12 protein-coding genes and 1 tRNA gene are annotated in these 16,390 nt (G+C 55.8%); 6 read left to right on the forward strand and 7 right to left on the reverse strand.

Annotation, left to right across the window (positions count from 1 at the left end; all coding sequences use genetic code 11):
• Window positions 1-35 precede the first annotated feature (35 nt).
• Genes DS906_RS02095 through DS906_RS02115 form a run of 5 tightly spaced genes read right to left on the reverse strand, consistent with a single transcriptional unit; the run spans window position 36 to window position 5,494 of the window.
• On the reverse strand, window positions 36-896 hold the full coding sequence (locus DS906_RS02095; RefSeq protein ID WP_113788602.1) for a hypothetical protein: 861 nt from the start codon (window positions 894-896) through the stop codon (window positions 36-38).
• 23 nt (window positions 897-919) lie between these two features.
• Window positions 920-1,321, reverse strand: coding sequence for a hypothetical protein (locus tag DS906_RS02100; RefSeq protein WP_113788603.1), 402 nt, complete (start codon window positions 1,319-1,321; stop codon window positions 920-922).
• Window positions 1,322-1,353: 32 nt separating this feature from the next.
• Window positions 1,354-3,075: a dynamin family protein gene (locus DS906_RS02105; RefSeq protein WP_113788604.1), complete on the reverse strand. Its 1,722-nt coding sequence runs from the start codon at window positions 3,073-3,075 to the stop codon at window positions 1,354-1,356.
• Window positions 3,076-3,083: 8 nt separating this feature from the next.
• Window positions 3,084-5,096: a dynamin family protein gene (locus tag DS906_RS02110; protein WP_113788605.1), complete on the reverse strand. Its 2,013-nt coding sequence runs from the start codon at window positions 5,094-5,096 to the stop codon at window positions 3,084-3,086.
• 2 nt (window positions 5,097-5,098) lie between these two features.
• Window positions 5,099-5,494, reverse strand: coding sequence for a hypothetical protein (locus tag DS906_RS02115; RefSeq protein WP_174822482.1), 396 nt, complete (start codon window positions 5,492-5,494; stop codon window positions 5,099-5,101).
• A 787-nt stretch (window positions 5,495-6,281) separates the two neighbouring features.
• On the opposite strand from DS906_RS02115, the gene DS906_RS02120 reads away from it, so the two are divergent.
• Window positions 6,282-6,366, forward strand: a tRNA-Leu gene (locus tag DS906_RS02120).
• Window positions 6,367-6,944: 578 nt separating this feature from the next.
• Here DS906_RS02120 and DS906_RS02130 read toward each other — a convergent pair.
• Window positions 6,945-8,102: an acyl-CoA dehydrogenase family protein gene (locus DS906_RS02130; RefSeq protein ID WP_199528444.1), complete on the reverse strand. Its 1,158-nt coding sequence runs from the start codon at window positions 8,100-8,102 to the stop codon at window positions 6,945-6,947.
• Entirely contained in the window at window positions 8,099-8,722 is a 624-nt protein-coding gene (locus DS906_RS02135; protein ID WP_158541267.1) for a TetR/AcrR family transcriptional regulator, read from the reverse strand. Before DS906_RS02135 ends, DS906_RS02130 begins: the two co-directional genes overlap by 4 nt.
• Window positions 8,723-8,847: 125 nt before the next feature.
• Here DS906_RS02135 and DS906_RS02140 point away from each other — a divergent pair, with 125 nt between their 5' ends.
• The 5 genes from DS906_RS02140 (at window position 8,848) to DS906_RS02160 (ending at window position 16,288) form a co-directional block, all read left to right on the forward strand.
• Window positions 8,848-10,632, forward strand: coding sequence for an acyclic terpene utilization AtuA family protein (locus DS906_RS02140; protein WP_113788608.1), 1,785 nt, complete (start codon window positions 8,848-8,850; stop codon window positions 10,630-10,632).
• Entirely contained in the window at window positions 10,632-12,251 is a 1,620-nt protein-coding gene (locus tag DS906_RS02145) for an acyl-CoA carboxylase subunit beta (protein WP_113788609.1), read from the forward strand. Before DS906_RS02140 ends, DS906_RS02145 begins: the two co-directional genes overlap by 1 nt.
• Before the next feature lie 55 nt (window positions 12,252-12,306).
• Complete coding sequence (locus DS906_RS02150; RefSeq protein WP_113788610.1) at window positions 12,307-14,280, forward strand: acetyl-CoA carboxylase biotin carboxylase subunit; 1,974 nt, start codon at window positions 12,307-12,309, stop codon at window positions 14,278-14,280.
• Window positions 14,281-14,368: 88 nt separating this feature from the next.
• Window positions 14,369-15,172, forward strand: a complete 804-nt coding sequence (locus DS906_RS02155) for a TIGR03084 family metal-binding protein (RefSeq protein WP_113788611.1) — start codon at window positions 14,369-14,371, stop codon at window positions 15,170-15,172.
• A gap of 6 nt (window positions 15,173-15,178) precedes the next feature.
• Window positions 15,179-16,288 (forward strand): AI-2E family transporter, encoded by a 1,110-nt coding sequence (locus tag DS906_RS02160; RefSeq protein WP_113788612.1) that lies wholly within the window; start codon window positions 15,179-15,181, stop codon window positions 16,286-16,288.
• The last annotated feature ends 102 nt before the right edge of the window (window positions 16,289-16,390 follow it).

Here is a 16,390-nt window from a genome sequence, read left to right on the forward strand (position 1 = left end):
TGAAATAGTCGAAAAATTGAATATTACGGGCGCTATCATTCGGAACGCTCCGTCAGAGATGTCCACAGATTCACAATGGCGCCTAGCTTGCGCGCCTCGTGAACGACCATGGAGAATTCCTTGCCGTCATTCAGGACGGCCAAACCAGAACCTTTACCGCCGGACGGACGTATGACGATCAGTTGCGGATGATCCAGCGCCGCGGCCGTGTCATCATCCCAGCCCGACAAGTCACGCGCGAACTGCGCCAGCAAAGTTTGATCTGCCTGTAATGGCTGATCTTCACTACAATCGCCGTCAGACTGAACCATTTCCCCGCCTTCAGCTTTGACCTGGATGCGACCAACAGCCAAACGCTGGCTGCCAAGATAGAACTGGTTGGCCAAATCGCTGGTTTCGTCTGCTGGTTCCACGTCATTTTCGGGCTCGGCAGAGTTCGGAACGACCGCTATGACGGGTTCAGCGGGCATTTCGATCATCGTGCAAGCACTAGCGATTTCGCTAAAAGTGATTCCGACATCGTCCGCTTCCAGCGTGGCGTCCGGCCGCAGGGATATCAGGCTGAGCGGTGCAGGCGCGACGGCAATATCGGTTACCAGCTGCGCCAATTGACCCGCCAGCGTATCGCGCTCTTCGGTCTCAAAATCAGGCGCAACGCCGGACCGGACACGGAAGACATCAGTAACCCGAGAGCTATTGACCTCAATCGCAAGGCAATCGCCATTGGCAGCCGTAAACTCTAACCGGCGCGGCAAAACAGTGCCACGGATGGACTGCAACACCTTTTCGCGACGCTCAAGCGCAGTGTCACCAGCAAGCGCGATGGCTGGTTCCAGCCGCGCGACCGATGATCGCCCAATATCCTCGAGCAAATCGAGTATGTTTGTATCCATCATGCCGTGACCCCCTCTGGTCCCGTCTAAACTGCAGCCGCGACGGGCCCCAAGCTGAGATGCGATTTTGTCAGTGCCAACCCTACATTCGCGCTGTTGCGACAGATGTAGCAGACCACATGATCCGGATAGGCCTGCGTCCGCAAGAAAATGTTCAACCGATCCTTTGAAAACACCGCGATTTCCCCAAATCCCGGGTTTTCGGTATCAGCATTACCCGATTGCCGCAGCAATGCTTCAAAAGCACCCACGCCGCCACCCTGAAACAGGTTCGCCACTGCAAGCGCGAGACTGTCCAGCACTTCGGCGTCCTCTTGATCGTGGACACTGGTCCCCAATAACATCCCTGTTTCCATGTCGATATACCCGGCTGCAACGCAGTCGGGTATCGTTTCCATCGCAGATTTCAGTGCGGCTTCGATAGACATCGGGCTTCCCGTCCTTCTACCTTGGTTTCACGTTATAAAACATGCCATTCAGCCCCGCCCTTGTTCCCAGCTTTCGGAAGCGTTGAAACGTCTTTTTTTGCGTCGCGGGCGCCGTGTTCAGCGGCGATCTTGTCGAACTCTTCCAGGAAGGCCACAAAAACCTTTTTCAGGCCTTCTGAGTCTTCGGGAAGATCCTCACCAGCGGTGATCTCGCGCCACATCGCCGATGCGCTGAGTGTTGATCCGGCCTCCACATTCAGCAGTTGCTCAAGCGATCCAGACTCGGCCTCCGCCTCGGACGACGTGCCGTTCGGCATATGCACGATCTGTGTTTCCATCAGGCCGCTGGTTTCAGGTTCCGGTTCGAATTCATCCGCCGCACCATCCGATTGCTCGGCGAGCAAGGCGGCAATGGAGGAGACTGACACATCAGCGCTTTGCGCGTCTGCGCCGGGTTTGTCGGTCTCAACAGTTTCAGGCACGTCGGCCAGCTTGTCTCCAAGCGACGCCACAAAGGGATCCTGACCATCGGCGCTGAAGTCAGATTGCTCTGCTTCGGCTTCGACTTCGGCTTCCAGTTCCAGGGGCTCTTCTTCGTCGAAATCCTCGTCATCCAGTTCAAGAAACGCGTTTTCTTCCGAAGGGATCTCGGCAACATCCGCCAAATTCAGAGGCTGACTTGGCGTTTCCCGGAAGAAAGAGCGTAGTTCGTCCTGATCTGTTTCGGGCGTGGTCTCTTCCGAGATCGCGGTCATTTCGGCTCGCAACCGTTCGGCCTCATCCGCGTCAATGCGGGGTGCGCGTTCAGTGTCGCCAGAACGCGCCTCGACCCGGGCAGGACGGATCGGAAAACTCGTTACGACTTCGTCCTGCGGGTTTTCGTCCTGAACGGGATTGACCAGCTTTAGCGGAGCAGGCTGCTCTGCGCTCTCACCAGGTTTGCGTAGGCGGATAGGTTGCACACTGGGCATATGGGCAAGGCTGTTGTCGATCTGGTAACGCGCCAGCATGTCTGCTCGGTTGTCCATGATCTGTTCGGTGATCTCAAGAAAGCTGTCCACCATCTTGCCGCCGCCACTGCGTCCCCACATTTCGGCGTCGCCGCTCTTGTCGCGTGCGGTAATCGCATCGCGGGCAGAGAACAAAATCGATCGATTGAACAGATGCCCGGCCTCGCGGTTTACACGGCGCAACACCTTCTGGCGGTCCTTCGTGCCCAGTGTATCCGCGCGGGTGACCAACAAAAGCGAGTTGTGTTGCAACCGTTCCGGCAGCGCGACCCATGTCGCCCGTTCGGTCTCGCGCCAAGCCTGGGTGGCGTGTGTGCACCACAGCACCCCATTGGCCTGACCCACGGCGCGACGCCAGACATCCGTTGAAATCTTGGGGTCCGAGATGCCGGGCGTATCGATCAGATCGACCGCCTCGAGAATGTCGGATTCAAGAAAAATACGAACGAATTGGGCGTCGTTGACGCCGACAGACTCCAACGCATCCAATTCGATGTTTTCGCGTGTGCCGTCATGGCGCTGCACATACGCAGATTTCTTGCCCCAGCTGAACCAGACGGGCGGTAACTGGGTCGCAGTCACCTGAGTCGGCAGCGTGTGCGACCGAAGCAGAAAGTTGATCAGCGTGGATTTGCCAGCGCTGAACTCTCCCATAAGAGCAAAGATCGGCTTGCGGCGGGACCACTGCTCAATGCGTTCCCATGCTTTGGGCGAGACGAAACGGGTTTGTGAGTCTTTTGCCATATCGCTACTTATGCTGCCTCGTTACTAAGATCTTTCAGGATGTCGCCCAGAATATCGTCACGCGATTTCTGTGGTGTCAGTCCTGCCATCAGAGCTGCGTTGCGGCTTGGGTCATTCTCGGCCGATGCCGAAATGCTAAGCAACGTCTCTTTCTGCTCGCGCATGAAATCCGACAGGATCGCGCGAACGTTTTCCAACACGGCTGCAACCTGATTTTCCTCGATATCCTTGGTGATCGAATTCGCCTCAGACGCGATCAGGCGCGTATAGTCTGCTGCATAAGCTTCGAACCCTTTGCGGCGTTGCCACCAGCGACGCCACCAGGTGCTTTGCAAGTCCAATGCGATTGTTCGTCCAATTCCGAGTGGGGGTGGGACACGCGGAACAATGGGTGCTTCGATACTGAACTCACCCAGGTGGTTGCCCAGTATCTTTTGATACAGCGTCTCAATATCTGCGGCCGCCGTATTGTACAGCGCACCTGCTTCTTTGCGCATTGATCGCGCAAAGCTGAAATACGCGGCCTTTTGCAAGGTGCGCAGACCTGCTGGGTCATACTGCCATGTGCCTTGTTCGCCGTTCAGCTCGAGGTGGGCAATCAGCGAATCCGTTGCACGTTTGACAAAGTTGGTTTCCGCTGAATTTAGTCTCTCCAACACCTTCGCACGCAAGGATGCGGTCAGTTCAGCTACTTTCTTTTCGTATTGATCCGAGAGTGTGGCAATCGCTTCCTCTGGCGATACACCATCCAGATCACGCACAAGACCTTCGCCGCCTGAAAGGGTCTTGGCAACAGCCGTGGCGCGGATTTGACTGGCGATATTGCGGGCGCGGTGGCGGACGCGATCCAGCAAACGGGTGCCTGCGCCTTCGGCGATGCGCTCGTTCATGGCCAACAGCAAATCGGGCAGGCCGGACAGCGCCCAGATCTTGTCGAGCGAGGGCGCCTGATCACCAAAACCGGCAGCCAGATAGAACGTGTTCAACGCCTCGCGGGATTCATCGGACAGAATCTCGGGGTTGCCCGTCAACGCGGCCTCGGCCCACAAGGCGCTGCCAAAGACAACGCTGGTATTGGCATCGATATTGTTCTGCTTGAGCGTGTCCTGAATACGGTCACGGATTTCCGGGACCTGATTGACCGGATCAGCCAATTCGTCAATTCGGTTCACAAACAGGATGATCTGCCGGTTCTCGAACTGGGCGATAATCCGCATCAGCGCCATGTCCATGGTTGTAAGCGCCTGGCTGGCAGCCAGAACAACAACGCAGACCTCAGATCCGCGCAAGCTGCGCAGGGTGATCTGTTCGCGGACCATAAAGGTATCGTTGACACCCGGCGTGTCGCACAGTTTGAGCGCAATCGGGTATTGCGGGATGTCCATGTACAGCTCTGCCGACTTCGTCACATCGGCGAACCGCCCGGTCTTGGGATTGATGTCCGGGTCTTCTTCGTCACCCAAACAGACATAGCGCTGAATCAGCTCTTCGTCGAAGTAATCATATTGATGGCTCTGCCCCAGAAACAGGTCGAAATGCTGGCCCAATCTGGATTCGGATTTAGCCTTCATCTCGCCGATTTGGCGGCGAATGTCATCCATCTCGTCATCGGCGCCGGCGCGGTTTGCCAGTTCACCCAGACGGCCGCCGCCGACCATCAGGTTGTCCCATTCTTCTTGTTCAAAGAAAGTAAACTTGGCGCGTTTGTCGCCTTCGGTGCGGGTGTTGATATTCAGCGTGGTCACCACCGACGTCCATGGGTTTACATCCGATGGCAGCAGGGCAGGGCGCCCGGCCAAGATGTTCACAATCGAAGACTTGCCAGCCTTGACCTGCCCGACCATCGTAACGCTGGCTGAGAAATTCTCCATCCGGGTCTTGAGCGTGGCAAGACGGGCGGACGAACGTGCATCCGCCACCTCTGTCAATTGATCAATCTGTGCGGTCAGTGAGTTCATCGCTGACGTCATAGGCGTCAGTGCCTCATTGCCAACTGACAAAAGATGGTCGTTGCGCGCCATGTTCAGCCTCCGGTTCCTGTCGCGGCCAACGTGTCAGTTGGCGTGCTGGTCATGGTGTCGATTCGGGCGATCAGATTCAGCGCATTGCCCAGGATCGCAGCTTCGGCCCCCGGCGAAATCGATTCGAAGGTGTGGCAATCCGCCAAAACTTCGATCGAGCTGAAGCGCTCGCTGTTTTCAAGGCGGGCAAGACGACGCCCGGTCGGAAAGCCCTCGGATTTGGTTTCGGGCAGCGGCATACGCGAGTTTGCAAGCAAGTATCGCCGCCCCGAGCGCGTGCGCAACGATACGCCAAACCCTGTGTTCGGATGATCGCGGTTCAGGGATTTGAGTTCGCCAAGAAAACTTTCACGCGCAAGACCAACGGCTTCTTGCTCGGCGGCAGCGGAGTTCATCATATTGGTCACGTTTCAGACCCTTGTACTGGAGTTGAGCGAAAAAAACTCGTACAGCGCCCGAAGGCAAAAAAGACTCATTAACTCCTTCTGCCTATAAGCAGCTTTCAAGGCGGTCTTATTTTGACGCGAATAAGATTTTTTGGCGTTTGAATTGTGTCGCAATTGTGTTTGGTGGCATTTTTCAACCACAACCTACGAGCGTATTTTCGTCATCAATGTAAACAGCGTCATTTGCCGTTCGCAGCCTTCAAGAGCGGAATCTTAGCAACAATGCTCGCGCGAAAAATTGTTGGTGATGCATCTAGTATATTATTAATAAAACAAAAATACCTATCTCTTGAAATTAACCCAACACCAAATCCACCCAGAGGACGTCTGCAAAATATATGTTTGCTGCAGTCGTCTTTGGGTTCTCATCATTGCCGGATCTTAGATGAGGAGCTATTTACTCAACGTAAGATAGTTTTCAAATGCTCACCAAAGGGACTAGAATGTTGCTAAATACAAAACAATAAAATTAATCAAATTTGACCTGGGAATCTATTTTATCTGCTCGGAGAACGCCAAAAATCAGACTGCTTTCCTGCCGCGAACAGCAACACATGAGAATAGCCCGCATCCCGCTTAGCAGCGGCGTCCAGCACACATCATATGTGCACGGCGGTCAGTTCAGAAGCATATTCCTCCGATGTCATCAATAATCTTGCACACAACTCAATTTTCCCTCTCGCACTCCGCAGCAAGCTTTGCTATTCACGCCGACATTCTGGCACTGAGTGCTTGGGTTGCGGGTGTGGCGAAATTGGTAGACGCACCAGATTTAGGTTCTGGCGCCGCAAGGCGTGGGGGTTCAAGTCCCTCCACCCGCACCATATCGTTTCAGAGAATTTTCCACTTCGGATCGCCTTTGCGGGCTTTCAGGCAATCGCAAAAGTTTTATACTGGACAGCCGACTGGATTTTGACACCTGAACAGTCGGGTGCGCTCGCTAAGCGAACGATTGGGTGACTGCGTCCATAGGGAAAACATCGGACTCCATGTCTTGGAAAGGCTGGTTACACGACCAGCCTGTCGGAGCGTGGTGTCAGGAGAACAGGTAATACGTCGTTGGAGACGTGGCCAAAATAGCCAACGCAGCGACAAGCCAAACCAAAACACAAACCCAGTATGTGCCCGGATTTTCGGCACGGGTTACCCGTTCCCACAAGTAGGTCGAACCAAATACCAAGTCTCTGATAGCCCATATCAACAAGCCAAGCCCCACATAGAACCAAACATCCATAATTCCCTCGCGTGATAAGTTTGGCGCAACTTAGGTTGTCATAAATGATTGCGCAATTGTGCATTGATCATTTACGGGCAATTGCCGGGCAGAGAATTTGTCAAAAGCTGTCCTATCGGCCACCTCTTCTCGTTCATAGCACGCGCATGCGGACCCATAACGTCGCCACTATTGCCCAGCCAATCCCATCTGGCGCACAGCCAGTTCGCGCATTATCTCTTCGGATCCGCCGCCAATTGCCATTATTTTGATTTCGCGCCATACACGCTCGACCGGGTTACCCAGCATGTATGCGGCACCGCCAAAGATCTGCATCGCCTCGGAAGCAACAAATTGCAGTGACGTCGTGGCCTGAACCTTGGCCTTGGCAATTTCGGCGACAGGCATCAGGCCCTGCTCAATCGCCCAGCAGATCCGTTCGATATATGCCTCATTCATATCAAGCCGGGCGGACATTTCTGCAAACTTGTGGCCAATGACCTGATGTTCGACCAGTCGCTTGCCGAATGTCTCGCGTTCCCGTGCCCAGTCCAGCGCATTATCGTAGCATAGTTTCATCATACCCAGCGAAGCGGATGTCAGGCCAAGCCGTTCAAAGTTGAAATTGTTCATGATCGCGATGAAGCCCCTGTTCTCAGGCCCCAACAGCGCAGTTGAATCCAGCTCGCAATCATCGAAATGCAGCGTCGCTTGCTGTGAACTGTGCCAGCCCATCTTGCCACCCAACGGTGTGCGGCTGAACCCGGGCGCGTCATGAGGGACCAAGAACAACGAAATGCCGGTCAATCCGGGGCCGCCAGTGCGGGCACCAACCACAAACCATTCGGCATCCATCCCCCCGGTGATATAGGTCTTTTCCCCGGTCAGTATCCATTTGCCGCCTTTGCGCTCGGCCTTTGTTTGAATATTGGCAACGTCCGACCCTGCGCCCGGTTCGGTGATCCCAAGTGCTGACATCATGCGCCCCGAGATGATCTCGGGCAGCACTTTCTGTTTGAACTCCTCGGAAGCGAACTTCGCAATTGGGCTGATTGAAATCGTACGTCCCCCTACGGCGGCTCCGATACCGGATGCCCCACAGCCGAACAGGATTTCGCTGTAGTCATGGCGCATGAAGGCGTTGTCGAAACCCAGACCGCCATATTTCTCATCAATCCCAAAGCCAAATACGCCGAACTCAGAGATTGCTGCATGCAGTTCCCATGGGACGCTGCGATCCGCCTCCCATTGCTCAATATGCGGTTTGATTTCGGCATCGACAAAGCGCTGGAAATTCCCGCGGAAAGCTTCGCGTTCCGGGGTCATAAAAGGGGATGGCAGGGTCATTCGACCTCCTCAACGTCATTTTCGGGCAAGACCTGAAGCTGGCTTTCCATCATGCGGGCAAAGCGATCCATCATCTGCGTAAGGTATTCTGGCGACGAAACGAATTTCTCATGCAACAACAAACCACGCAGGAAGTTCCGGGCGATACTCCACAACAATTCAGTGTCGTCACGGTTGCCTGTTGCGCTGACATACCGGGCTGAGATCAGGCTAAGGTTCGATTTGTCCCAATCTCTAAGGCTCTGTTCAAGCATTCCGAACAGTGCCGGGTCGGTTCGGCAAGCAACCAGAATCTCGACTATGGCGCGCCCGCCTGCGGAATTTACGATATTGGCCCAGGCGGACATAATCAGATCATAGACGGGCTGAGGGGCGCGATCATGTGGCCAGAGCGGGTTTTGCGCATTGCCCAGCAGTCGCATCGCGGTAGCTGCGACCAGGGCCTGTTTCGTGGGGAAGTGATGCGTAATTGCCCCGCGTGAGATGCCCGCCTTGGCTTGCACCTTGGCAAAGGTAGTCTCGGCATACCCAAGCTGATCCAGACAAGTGACCGTCGCATTGCAGATTTTGGCCTGCATATCCCGGGACCTTTGATCCTGGACCGAGGGTTTCTTTGGCATCGTTTCCGTCATCTTCCGTAGCGTCGCAGTGGCAAATCATCGTTGACCAAGGTGGTCAGTGAATCATAAAAACAGAACAGTCGGTCTGTAAACTGCAGATCGCACCCAAGCGGGAGAGACGTGGCGTGACACATTCTCTGCGGATCGGAGGAGCAAGTGGATTTTGGGGGGATGCCCCCCATGCGACACAGCAATTGCTGCGTGCCCAAGGGCTCGATTTTCTGGTCTACGATTACCTCGCCGAAATCACCATGTCGATCATGGCCCGCGCCCGCCTTAAAGACCCCCAAAAGGGATATGCGGTGGATTTCGTCTCTGACGTTATGGCCAACAATTTAACCCAGATCGCCAAGCTGGGCGTCAAGGTGTTGTCAAATGCAGGTGGGGTCAACCCAGTGACCTGTGCTGATGCATTGCGTCGCAAATCTGCAGAATTGGGATTGAACTTGAAAGTTGCAGTGGTCGAAGGCGACGACCTGCTGCCACGAGTGGCCGAGTTCGTCGACCGGACCGAGATGTTTTCCGGTACGCCGATGCCACCGACCGAAAAGATCGCCTCGGTGAATGCTTATATTGGGGCAGGGCCGATATTGGCGGCGCTACACGCCGGGGCTGACATCGTCATCACAGGCCGCTGCGTCGACAGTGCGCTGACGTTGGCGGCGTGCATGTATCATTTTGGATGGCGACAAGAAAACCACGACCTAATGGCTGCCGGGTCGCTTGCGGGGCATCTGCTGGAATGTGGACCCCAAGCCACTGGCGGGAATTTCACGGATTGGGATATGGCGGGGGATATCGCCCAAATCGGCTATCCAATTATCGAGGTAAACGCCGATGGCGGGCTGGTCCTGACCAAGCCGCAGGGCACGACGGGATGTGTAACCCCGGCTTCGGTCTGCGAGCAGATGCTGTATGAGATCGGCGACCCGCAGTCCTATATTCTGCCTGACGTGATTTGCGACTTTTCCAATGTCAGGATTGAGCAATCCGTGGCGGACCATGTAAATGTCTCGGGCGCTAAAGGCCGCGCGCCGACCGGGCAGCTCAAAGTGTCCGCCACCTGGGCGGATGGCTATCGTGCGGGCATGACTTTTCTGATCAACGGACGCGAGCCACGACAAAAGGCGGATGCTTTTGCCCAAGCGGGACTGAAACGCGCGCGCGCTGTCCTGCGCCGGATCGGCGCCCCAGACTATCGCGAGGTGTCATTTGAAGCCTTCGGCGGTCGGCCCGGCGACGGTGAATACGAAGAAATCTCGTTCAAGGCAGCCGTGAAACACGACGACCCTCGCGCGGTTAGCGTATTCCTCCGTGAGATGACCGGGTGCGCACTGGCCGCACCGCCAGGGTTACACATCTTTACCGGCGGAGGGCGGCCAAAACCCTCACCAGTCGTTGCCCTGTTTTCCTTCTTGGTGCCAAACGACACGCTGACCTATTGCGTAACGATGGATGGGGACAATATCGCATACATTCCGCCGAAAACGTCCCCACAAGACCCAGAACCTGTCCCGGCAAAAGCCCCAGGAATAGCCGGTGAAAAGGTGACCGAGTGGATCACATGCCCTTTGGAAGATTTGGCCTGGGCAAGATCTGGGGACAAAGGCGACACCGCAAACATTGGGGTCATTGCACGTCATGCTACCTTTTTGCCCTACATTTGGGCAGCGCTAACTTCAGAGACTCTGGCAGATGTTTTTTCTAACTACTTATCTGGCAGGGTCGAACGGTTCTATCTTCCAGGAACACATTCCATGAACATTCTGCTGCACAATGCGCTGGGTGGCGGTGGCGTCGCCTCGTTGCGCAACGACGCGCAAGGCAAGAGTTATGCCCAGATATTGCTGGCCACACCGATCAGGATTCCTGCAGAGTTATCCTCATATCCCGAGCGAGGAGAAAACTGATGGGTTTTGTCAGTAAAGTCGTCCGCGATTCTGACGCCTTTGCCAAGAACCGAGCCGATATGCTGGCTCTTGTCGACGAGATGCGCGCGCTTGAAGCGCGTCCTGTCGCCCTATCAGAGAAACGGCGCGAACGGATGGAGGCCCGGGGGCAGATCACACCCCGTGACCGTTTGGCCCAACTGTTGGATCCTGGCATGCCTTTTCTGCAACTGCACGGGTTGGCGGGTTACTGCGTCGATACAGACGATCCTGAGCAATCTGTTCCGGGCGCGTCATTAGTCATCGGCATTGGTTTCATCTCGGGCGTGCGCTGCATGATCATCGTCGACGATGCAGGGATCAAGGCCGGCGCGATGGTCGAGATGTCAGCTGCGGCCTTCCTGAGTGCGCAAGACATGGCTTTGAAACAGAACGTCCCATTTGTACATCTTGTCGAAAGCGCCGGTGCAAACCTGATGGAATACAAGGTCGAATTCTGGGCCAATGGCGGCAAACTGTTCCGCAATCTGGCGCGCCATTCGGCCGCGGGGCTGCCCAACATCGCAGTGCTGCATGGCCCATCAACCGCAGGCGGGGCCTATATGCCCGGCCTTGCGGACTATGTTGTTGGCGTGAAGAACAATGGTATGGCCGCCTTGGCCGGTGCCGCCTTGGTTCACGCGGCGACGGGCGAAAAGGCCAATGACCGCGATCTGGGCGGGTCCGAGATGCATGCCACTACATCCGGGCTAGTAGACTATCTGGCCGAGGACGATGCGCACGGTATCAAAATGGCGCGGAACGTGATGGCACGGCTAGATTGGAACAAATCCCTGCCTGTGCGTCGCAGCAAAGAAGTGCAGCCACCGAAATATGATGCGGATGAGATCGCAGGCGTTGTTCCAACCGATTACCGTGTCCCCTATGACGTCCGCGAGGTCGTGGCCCGCGTAGTAGACGGCTCGGATTTTGAGGATTTTAAACCCGACTATGGCTCGGCGACTGTCTGTTTGCAGGCCGCAATCAATGGTATCGCTGTGGGAATTCTTGGAAACAACGGACCACTGGACCCTGCAGGCGCGAACAAAGCCGCGCAATTTATTCAGTTATGTGGTCAGGCTGACATTCCCCTGATATTTCTGAACAACATTACAGGGTTCATGGTCGGCACCCAATATGAACAAAGCGGCATGATCAAACATGGGGCCAAGATGATCCAGGCCGTTACGTCAGTCGATGTGCCCAAGATCACACTCTATGTCGGGGCAAGTTTCGGGGCGGGCAATTACGGGATGTGCGGCTACGCCTATGATCCGGATTTTCTGTTTGCCTGGCCCAATGCGGCAACGGGCGTGATGGGAGGTGAGCAAGCCGCCGGGACGATGGAGCTGGTCGCGCGCGCAGGGTTTAAACGCAAAGAGATCGACCCCGACGAAGCCAAACTGGCAGCGCAGAAGGCAGCGATCACAGCGAATTTCACACGACAGGAGAATGCGTTTTACACCTCGGGCCGGTGTATCGATCATGGCGTCATTGACCCCCGCGACACGCGGCGTGTGCTAGGTTTTTGCCTTGAAACTTGCCTTGAGGGCCGTTCGCGAACGGTCAAACCCAGTTCGTACGGGGTGCACAGGTTCTGACCATGCTGCATTACCCACCAGATCCACATCCAAGACAGATAACAGAGGCTGAGGCATGACATTCGACACGCTTCTCGTTGCCAATCGTGGGGAAATCGCCGCGCGTGTCATGCGAACCGCCCGGTCGCTTGGGCTGCGCACAGTGGCCGTTTTTACAACCGTTGACGAACGGGCACCCCATGTCGAACTTGCTGATGAGGCGGTTTGGATCGGTGAAGGGCCTATAGGTGACAGCTATCTGAACGCAGAAAAGATCATTGCCGCTGCTCAGAAAGCTGGGGCAGAGGTGATCCACCCGGGCTATGGGTTTTTGTCCGAAAATGCGGATTTTGCAGCGGCAGTCGAGGCCGCGGGTCTGACTTTTATCGGACCCGATCCCGAAGCGATCCGGCTGATGGGCGACAAAGCCGTCGCCAAACGACTTGTGATCGGCGCGGGCGTTCCCTGCGTTCCGGGGTATGAAGGCGATGATCAATCGGATGCTGCACTGGTCGCCGAAGCGAGCAAAATCGGTTTTCCCATCATGGTCAAAGCCGCAGCTGGTGGCGGTGGACGCGGAATGCGCGTGGTCCAATCCGCCGACGCTCTTTCTGAGGCGATCGCGCTTGCCAGATCCGAGGCCGAGAACGCTTTTGGATCCGGCGAACTGATCCTTGAGAAAGCGATCGGTGATGCGCGCCATATCGAATTTCAGATTTTTGCCGATGGGTACGGGAACGTAATTCATCTGGGCGAAAGGGAATGCTCGGTTCAGCGTCGCCACCAAAAAGTTATCGAAGAAGCCCCAAGCCCGGCCATGACGCCAGAGTTGCGCGCAATAATGGGGGCTGTAGCGATTGAGGCGGCCCGTGCGGTGAACTATCGCGGTGCAGGAACCGTGGAGTTTCTATTGGAACCGTCCGGCGCATTCTATTTCCTTGAAATGAACACCCGACTGCAGGTTGAGCATCCTGTGACCGAGATGGTCACTGGCATCGACCTAGTGGCGCTACAGATCGCTGTCGCGCGGGGTGACGCCCTTCCAATCTCTCAAGAAGACGTCACCATGAACGGCCACGCCATCGAGGCGCGGCTTTACGCCGAAGATCCTGCTAACGGATATCTGCCGGCAACCGGTCCAATTGATTTCTGGCAGGCTGCGACTGGACCCGGAGTGCGTGTGGATTCAGGCATTCAACACGGGCAAGAGGTATCGCCATTCTATGACGCCATGCTTGCAAAGATCATCGCGCATGGTCCAACCCGCGAAACTGCACGTGCGCGGCTGATCAAGGCTGTGCATGAAACTATTCTGCTGGGAACGGTGATAAATTCGCGGTTTCTTGCAGATGTTCTGCAGCAAAGAGACTTTATTGCCGGCGATGCAACGACAACATTTCTGGATCGGACTTACCCCCGGGGCTTTCCTGCGTACCGAGTAACTGCGCCGGACATCGCTTTAGCGGCTGCGCTGTTGTTGGATGCGGATCAGGCCCGCGCAAGGGCTGCGGCGGGCTATGTCTCAGCCGAACAGTTGGGTTGGTCCAGCGCGGCGTTGCCGCTGTTCGCCGTGATGCTTGCCTATGGTGACGAAGAGATACAAACGCGCGCACTCGCCCGCCCCGATGGATGGACGGTATGGGTTGAGGGCAACGCGTATGATGTCTCGTTTATCAAGCGCAGCAGCGGGAAGGTCCGGGCACGCATAAATGACAACACCGTCGACGCCACCGTACACATAACCCGCGACACAGCCCAGATCGCCATCGGCGCCGAGCGCCTGACGTTTCGACGCCTGCGTCCCGGTGCATTGGATGCGGGAACGATCGCTAGCGGTCGCGTCACCGCCCCCATGCCGGGCGCCCTGGTCGAGGTGGCGGCAAGACCTGGTCAAAGCGTTTCGATTGGCGACTGTCTGGCCGTTCTCGAAGCCATGAAGATGCAACACCAGATCACTGCTGCCGTTGCAGGCGTCGTGACCTCTGTCCATGTTGAGGTCGGGCAGCAGCTAAGCGCGGGGGATGTGATGATCGAGATTGACGAAACATAGATAGAATTGGGTGTGTGTCGACCACCGCCGCTCAGACGCTGCATCCGGGGACATCGAATAGGCAATCACGAAATCGAGGAAAAAAGCAGTGCAACAGGCAACGGATTTTCTGCAAGAAAGCGAGGCATTGTTTGCCATTCTGGCCGATGTTTCGGGCGATCAGTGGAACAGCCAGACGCAGTTCAAGGGATGGACGCTGAACGATGTTCTGGTGCATCTGCACTATTGGAACCAGATGGCCGATCTGTCGCTTCAGGACCCCGACGCGTTCGCTGCGCGCATTGGCGCATTGTTTGTCAAAGCTCAGGCCGAAGGGCTGCGCGCAGCCGAGAACGAAGCGATCTTGCTGCGCGGGAACGAGTTGCGCCAAGCCTGGCGGACACTTTACACAGATATTGCCACGCGTTGGGCCGATCTCGATCCCAAGCACCGGGTGAAATGGGCCGGTCCGGACATGTCTGTACGCTCATCAATTACGGCCCGCCAGATGGAGACTTGGGCACACGGGCAAGAGGTTTTTGACGTTCTTGGTATCGAGCGCGTCGAACAGGACCGGGTCAAGAACATCGTCATTCTGGGTGTGAACACCTTTGGCTGGGCTTATCAGGTCAACGGCAAACCTGTGCCTGAGGCGATGCCGAGGCTTGAACTGACCGCGCCATCCGGAGCCTTGTGGGAGTTCGGTGAGCCGAGGGGCAATCGGATAACAGGCCCTGCGGTAGAGTTTGCACAAGTCTCAGCCCAAACCCGTAACATCGCGGATACATCGCTGAAGGTGGAAGGGCCGGTTGCTGCCGAATGGATGTCAATCGCGCAGTGTTTTGCCGGTGGTCGCGAAACGCCTCCGGCACCGGGTAGCCGTCACCGCGCTCGGGGCGCGCAGATCGCGTGAAAGAAGTTGAATAAAAGCCTTGAACCCGGCACAAAAGGAACCACCCGCCCGACCGAAAGCGAAGATATGCTGCTGTTTAATGTGACAAAACTTGCATCTGGCCTGATCGTCGCTGTTGTCATCGGCTGGCTGCTGGTGCTGGGTAAAAGCATCCTTCTTCCGGTGCTTTTGGGCATAATCGGAATATACATTCTGGACTCGACCGCCTCGACAATCGGCCGTGTTCCGGGGTTGCGCCACATACCACGCCGCGGGCGCCGTTTGCTTGCGCTGCTTGCCATATTTCTAACGCTGGTTCTGATAGGGGTTTTTCTTGAGGCAAACGCACAAGCGGTCGCCCAGAATATCCCGCGTTACCAAACCAATTTAAAAGCGCTGATTGACTCGGCAATGGCGATGTTGGGCGTTAAAAAACTGCCAGATTGGTCCACGATCGAGCAGACGATTGCTGGCAAGTTCGATATTTTGGGTTTTGTGCAGGGGACGCTTTCCACAGTGCAGGGTTTCGGCACGGTCATGTTGATGACGATCCTTTACATCGTGTTCATTCTGTCCGATCTAGACGATATGCCGGAAAAAGTTCGAAAGGCTTTGGGTGATGCCGAAACAGCTGACCGGTCGCTGCAAATCGTCGCCCAGATCAACCAGAAAATTGGCAGCTACCTAAGCGCAAAGACCCTGATCAACGTCATTTTAGCTGTGCTCTCATATGCGATCATGTTGTTGCTTGGGATCGAGTTCGCAATGTTCTGGGCCATATTGATCGGGCTTTTGAACTATATCCCATACCTAGGTTCCATTGTTGGCGTTCTGTTTCCCGTAATGCTGAGCCTCGTGCAATTCGGCGGCATCTGGCACGCCGGTGTCGCGCTGATCGCGCTGATGGCCGCTCAGCTGTTTGTCGGAAACTTCCTTGAACCACGGCTTGTCGGAAACTCGGTGAATCTGAGCGGATTTATGGTGCTGTTTTCGCTTACGATCTGGACCGCGATGTGGGGTCTGGCAGGCACCATATTGGCGATACCGTTGACTGCCGTGGTGATGATCATCTTGTCGCAAATCCATTCAACGCGACCGCTAGCGATTTTGATGTCAGAAAGCGGCGAACTTGACTGATTTCTTCAAAGCCCAGCTTCAAGTGTTCGAAAAATTCGTCATCTTTGGTGCGCGACCGCCACCTACTGGTCGGGGCGACGGTCGGCCTAAAAGCTCTGGCGT

Source organism: Ruegeria sp. A3M17 (assembly GCF_003318255.1).
GTDB lineage: Bacteria > Pseudomonadota > Alphaproteobacteria > Rhodobacterales > Rhodobacteraceae > Ruegeria.

What these genes read in the sequence shown, in the direction of transcription:
- DS906_RS02110 (WP_113788605.1), bottom strand. Translation starts at nt 5,096, where the DNA reads ATGGCGCGCAACGACCATCTTTTGTCAGTTGGCAATGAGGCACTGACG.
- DS906_RS02115 (WP_174822482.1), bottom strand. Translation starts at nt 5,494, where the DNA reads ATGATGAACTCCGCTGCCGCCGAGCAAGAAGCCGTTGGTCTTGCGCGT.
- DS906_RS02095 (WP_113788602.1), bottom strand. Translation starts at nt 896, where the DNA reads ATGATGGATACAAACATACTCGATTTGCTCGAGGATATTGGGCGATCA.
- DS906_RS02105 (WP_113788604.1), bottom strand. Translation starts at nt 3,075, where the DNA reads ATGGCAAAAGACTCACAAACCCGTTTCGTCTCGCCCAAAGCATGGGAA.
- DS906_RS02100 (WP_113788603.1), bottom strand. Translation starts at nt 1,321, where the DNA reads ATGTCTATCGAAGCCGCACTGAAATCTGCGATGGAAACGATACCCGAC.
- DS906_RS02135 (WP_158541267.1), bottom strand. Translation starts at nt 8,722, where the DNA reads ATGCCAAAGAAACCCTCGGTCCAGGATCAAAGGTCCCGGGATATGCAG.
- DS906_RS02145 (WP_113788609.1), top strand. Translation starts at nt 10,632, where the DNA reads ATGGGTTTTGTCAGTAAAGTCGTCCGCGATTCTGACGCCTTTGCCAAG.
- DS906_RS02150 (WP_113788610.1), top strand. Translation starts at nt 12,307, where the DNA reads ATGACATTCGACACGCTTCTCGTTGCCAATCGTGGGGAAATCGCCGCG.
- DS906_RS02130 (WP_199528444.1), bottom strand. Translation starts at nt 8,102, where the DNA reads ATGACCCTGCCATCCCCTTTTATGACCCCGGAACGCGAAGCTTTCCGC.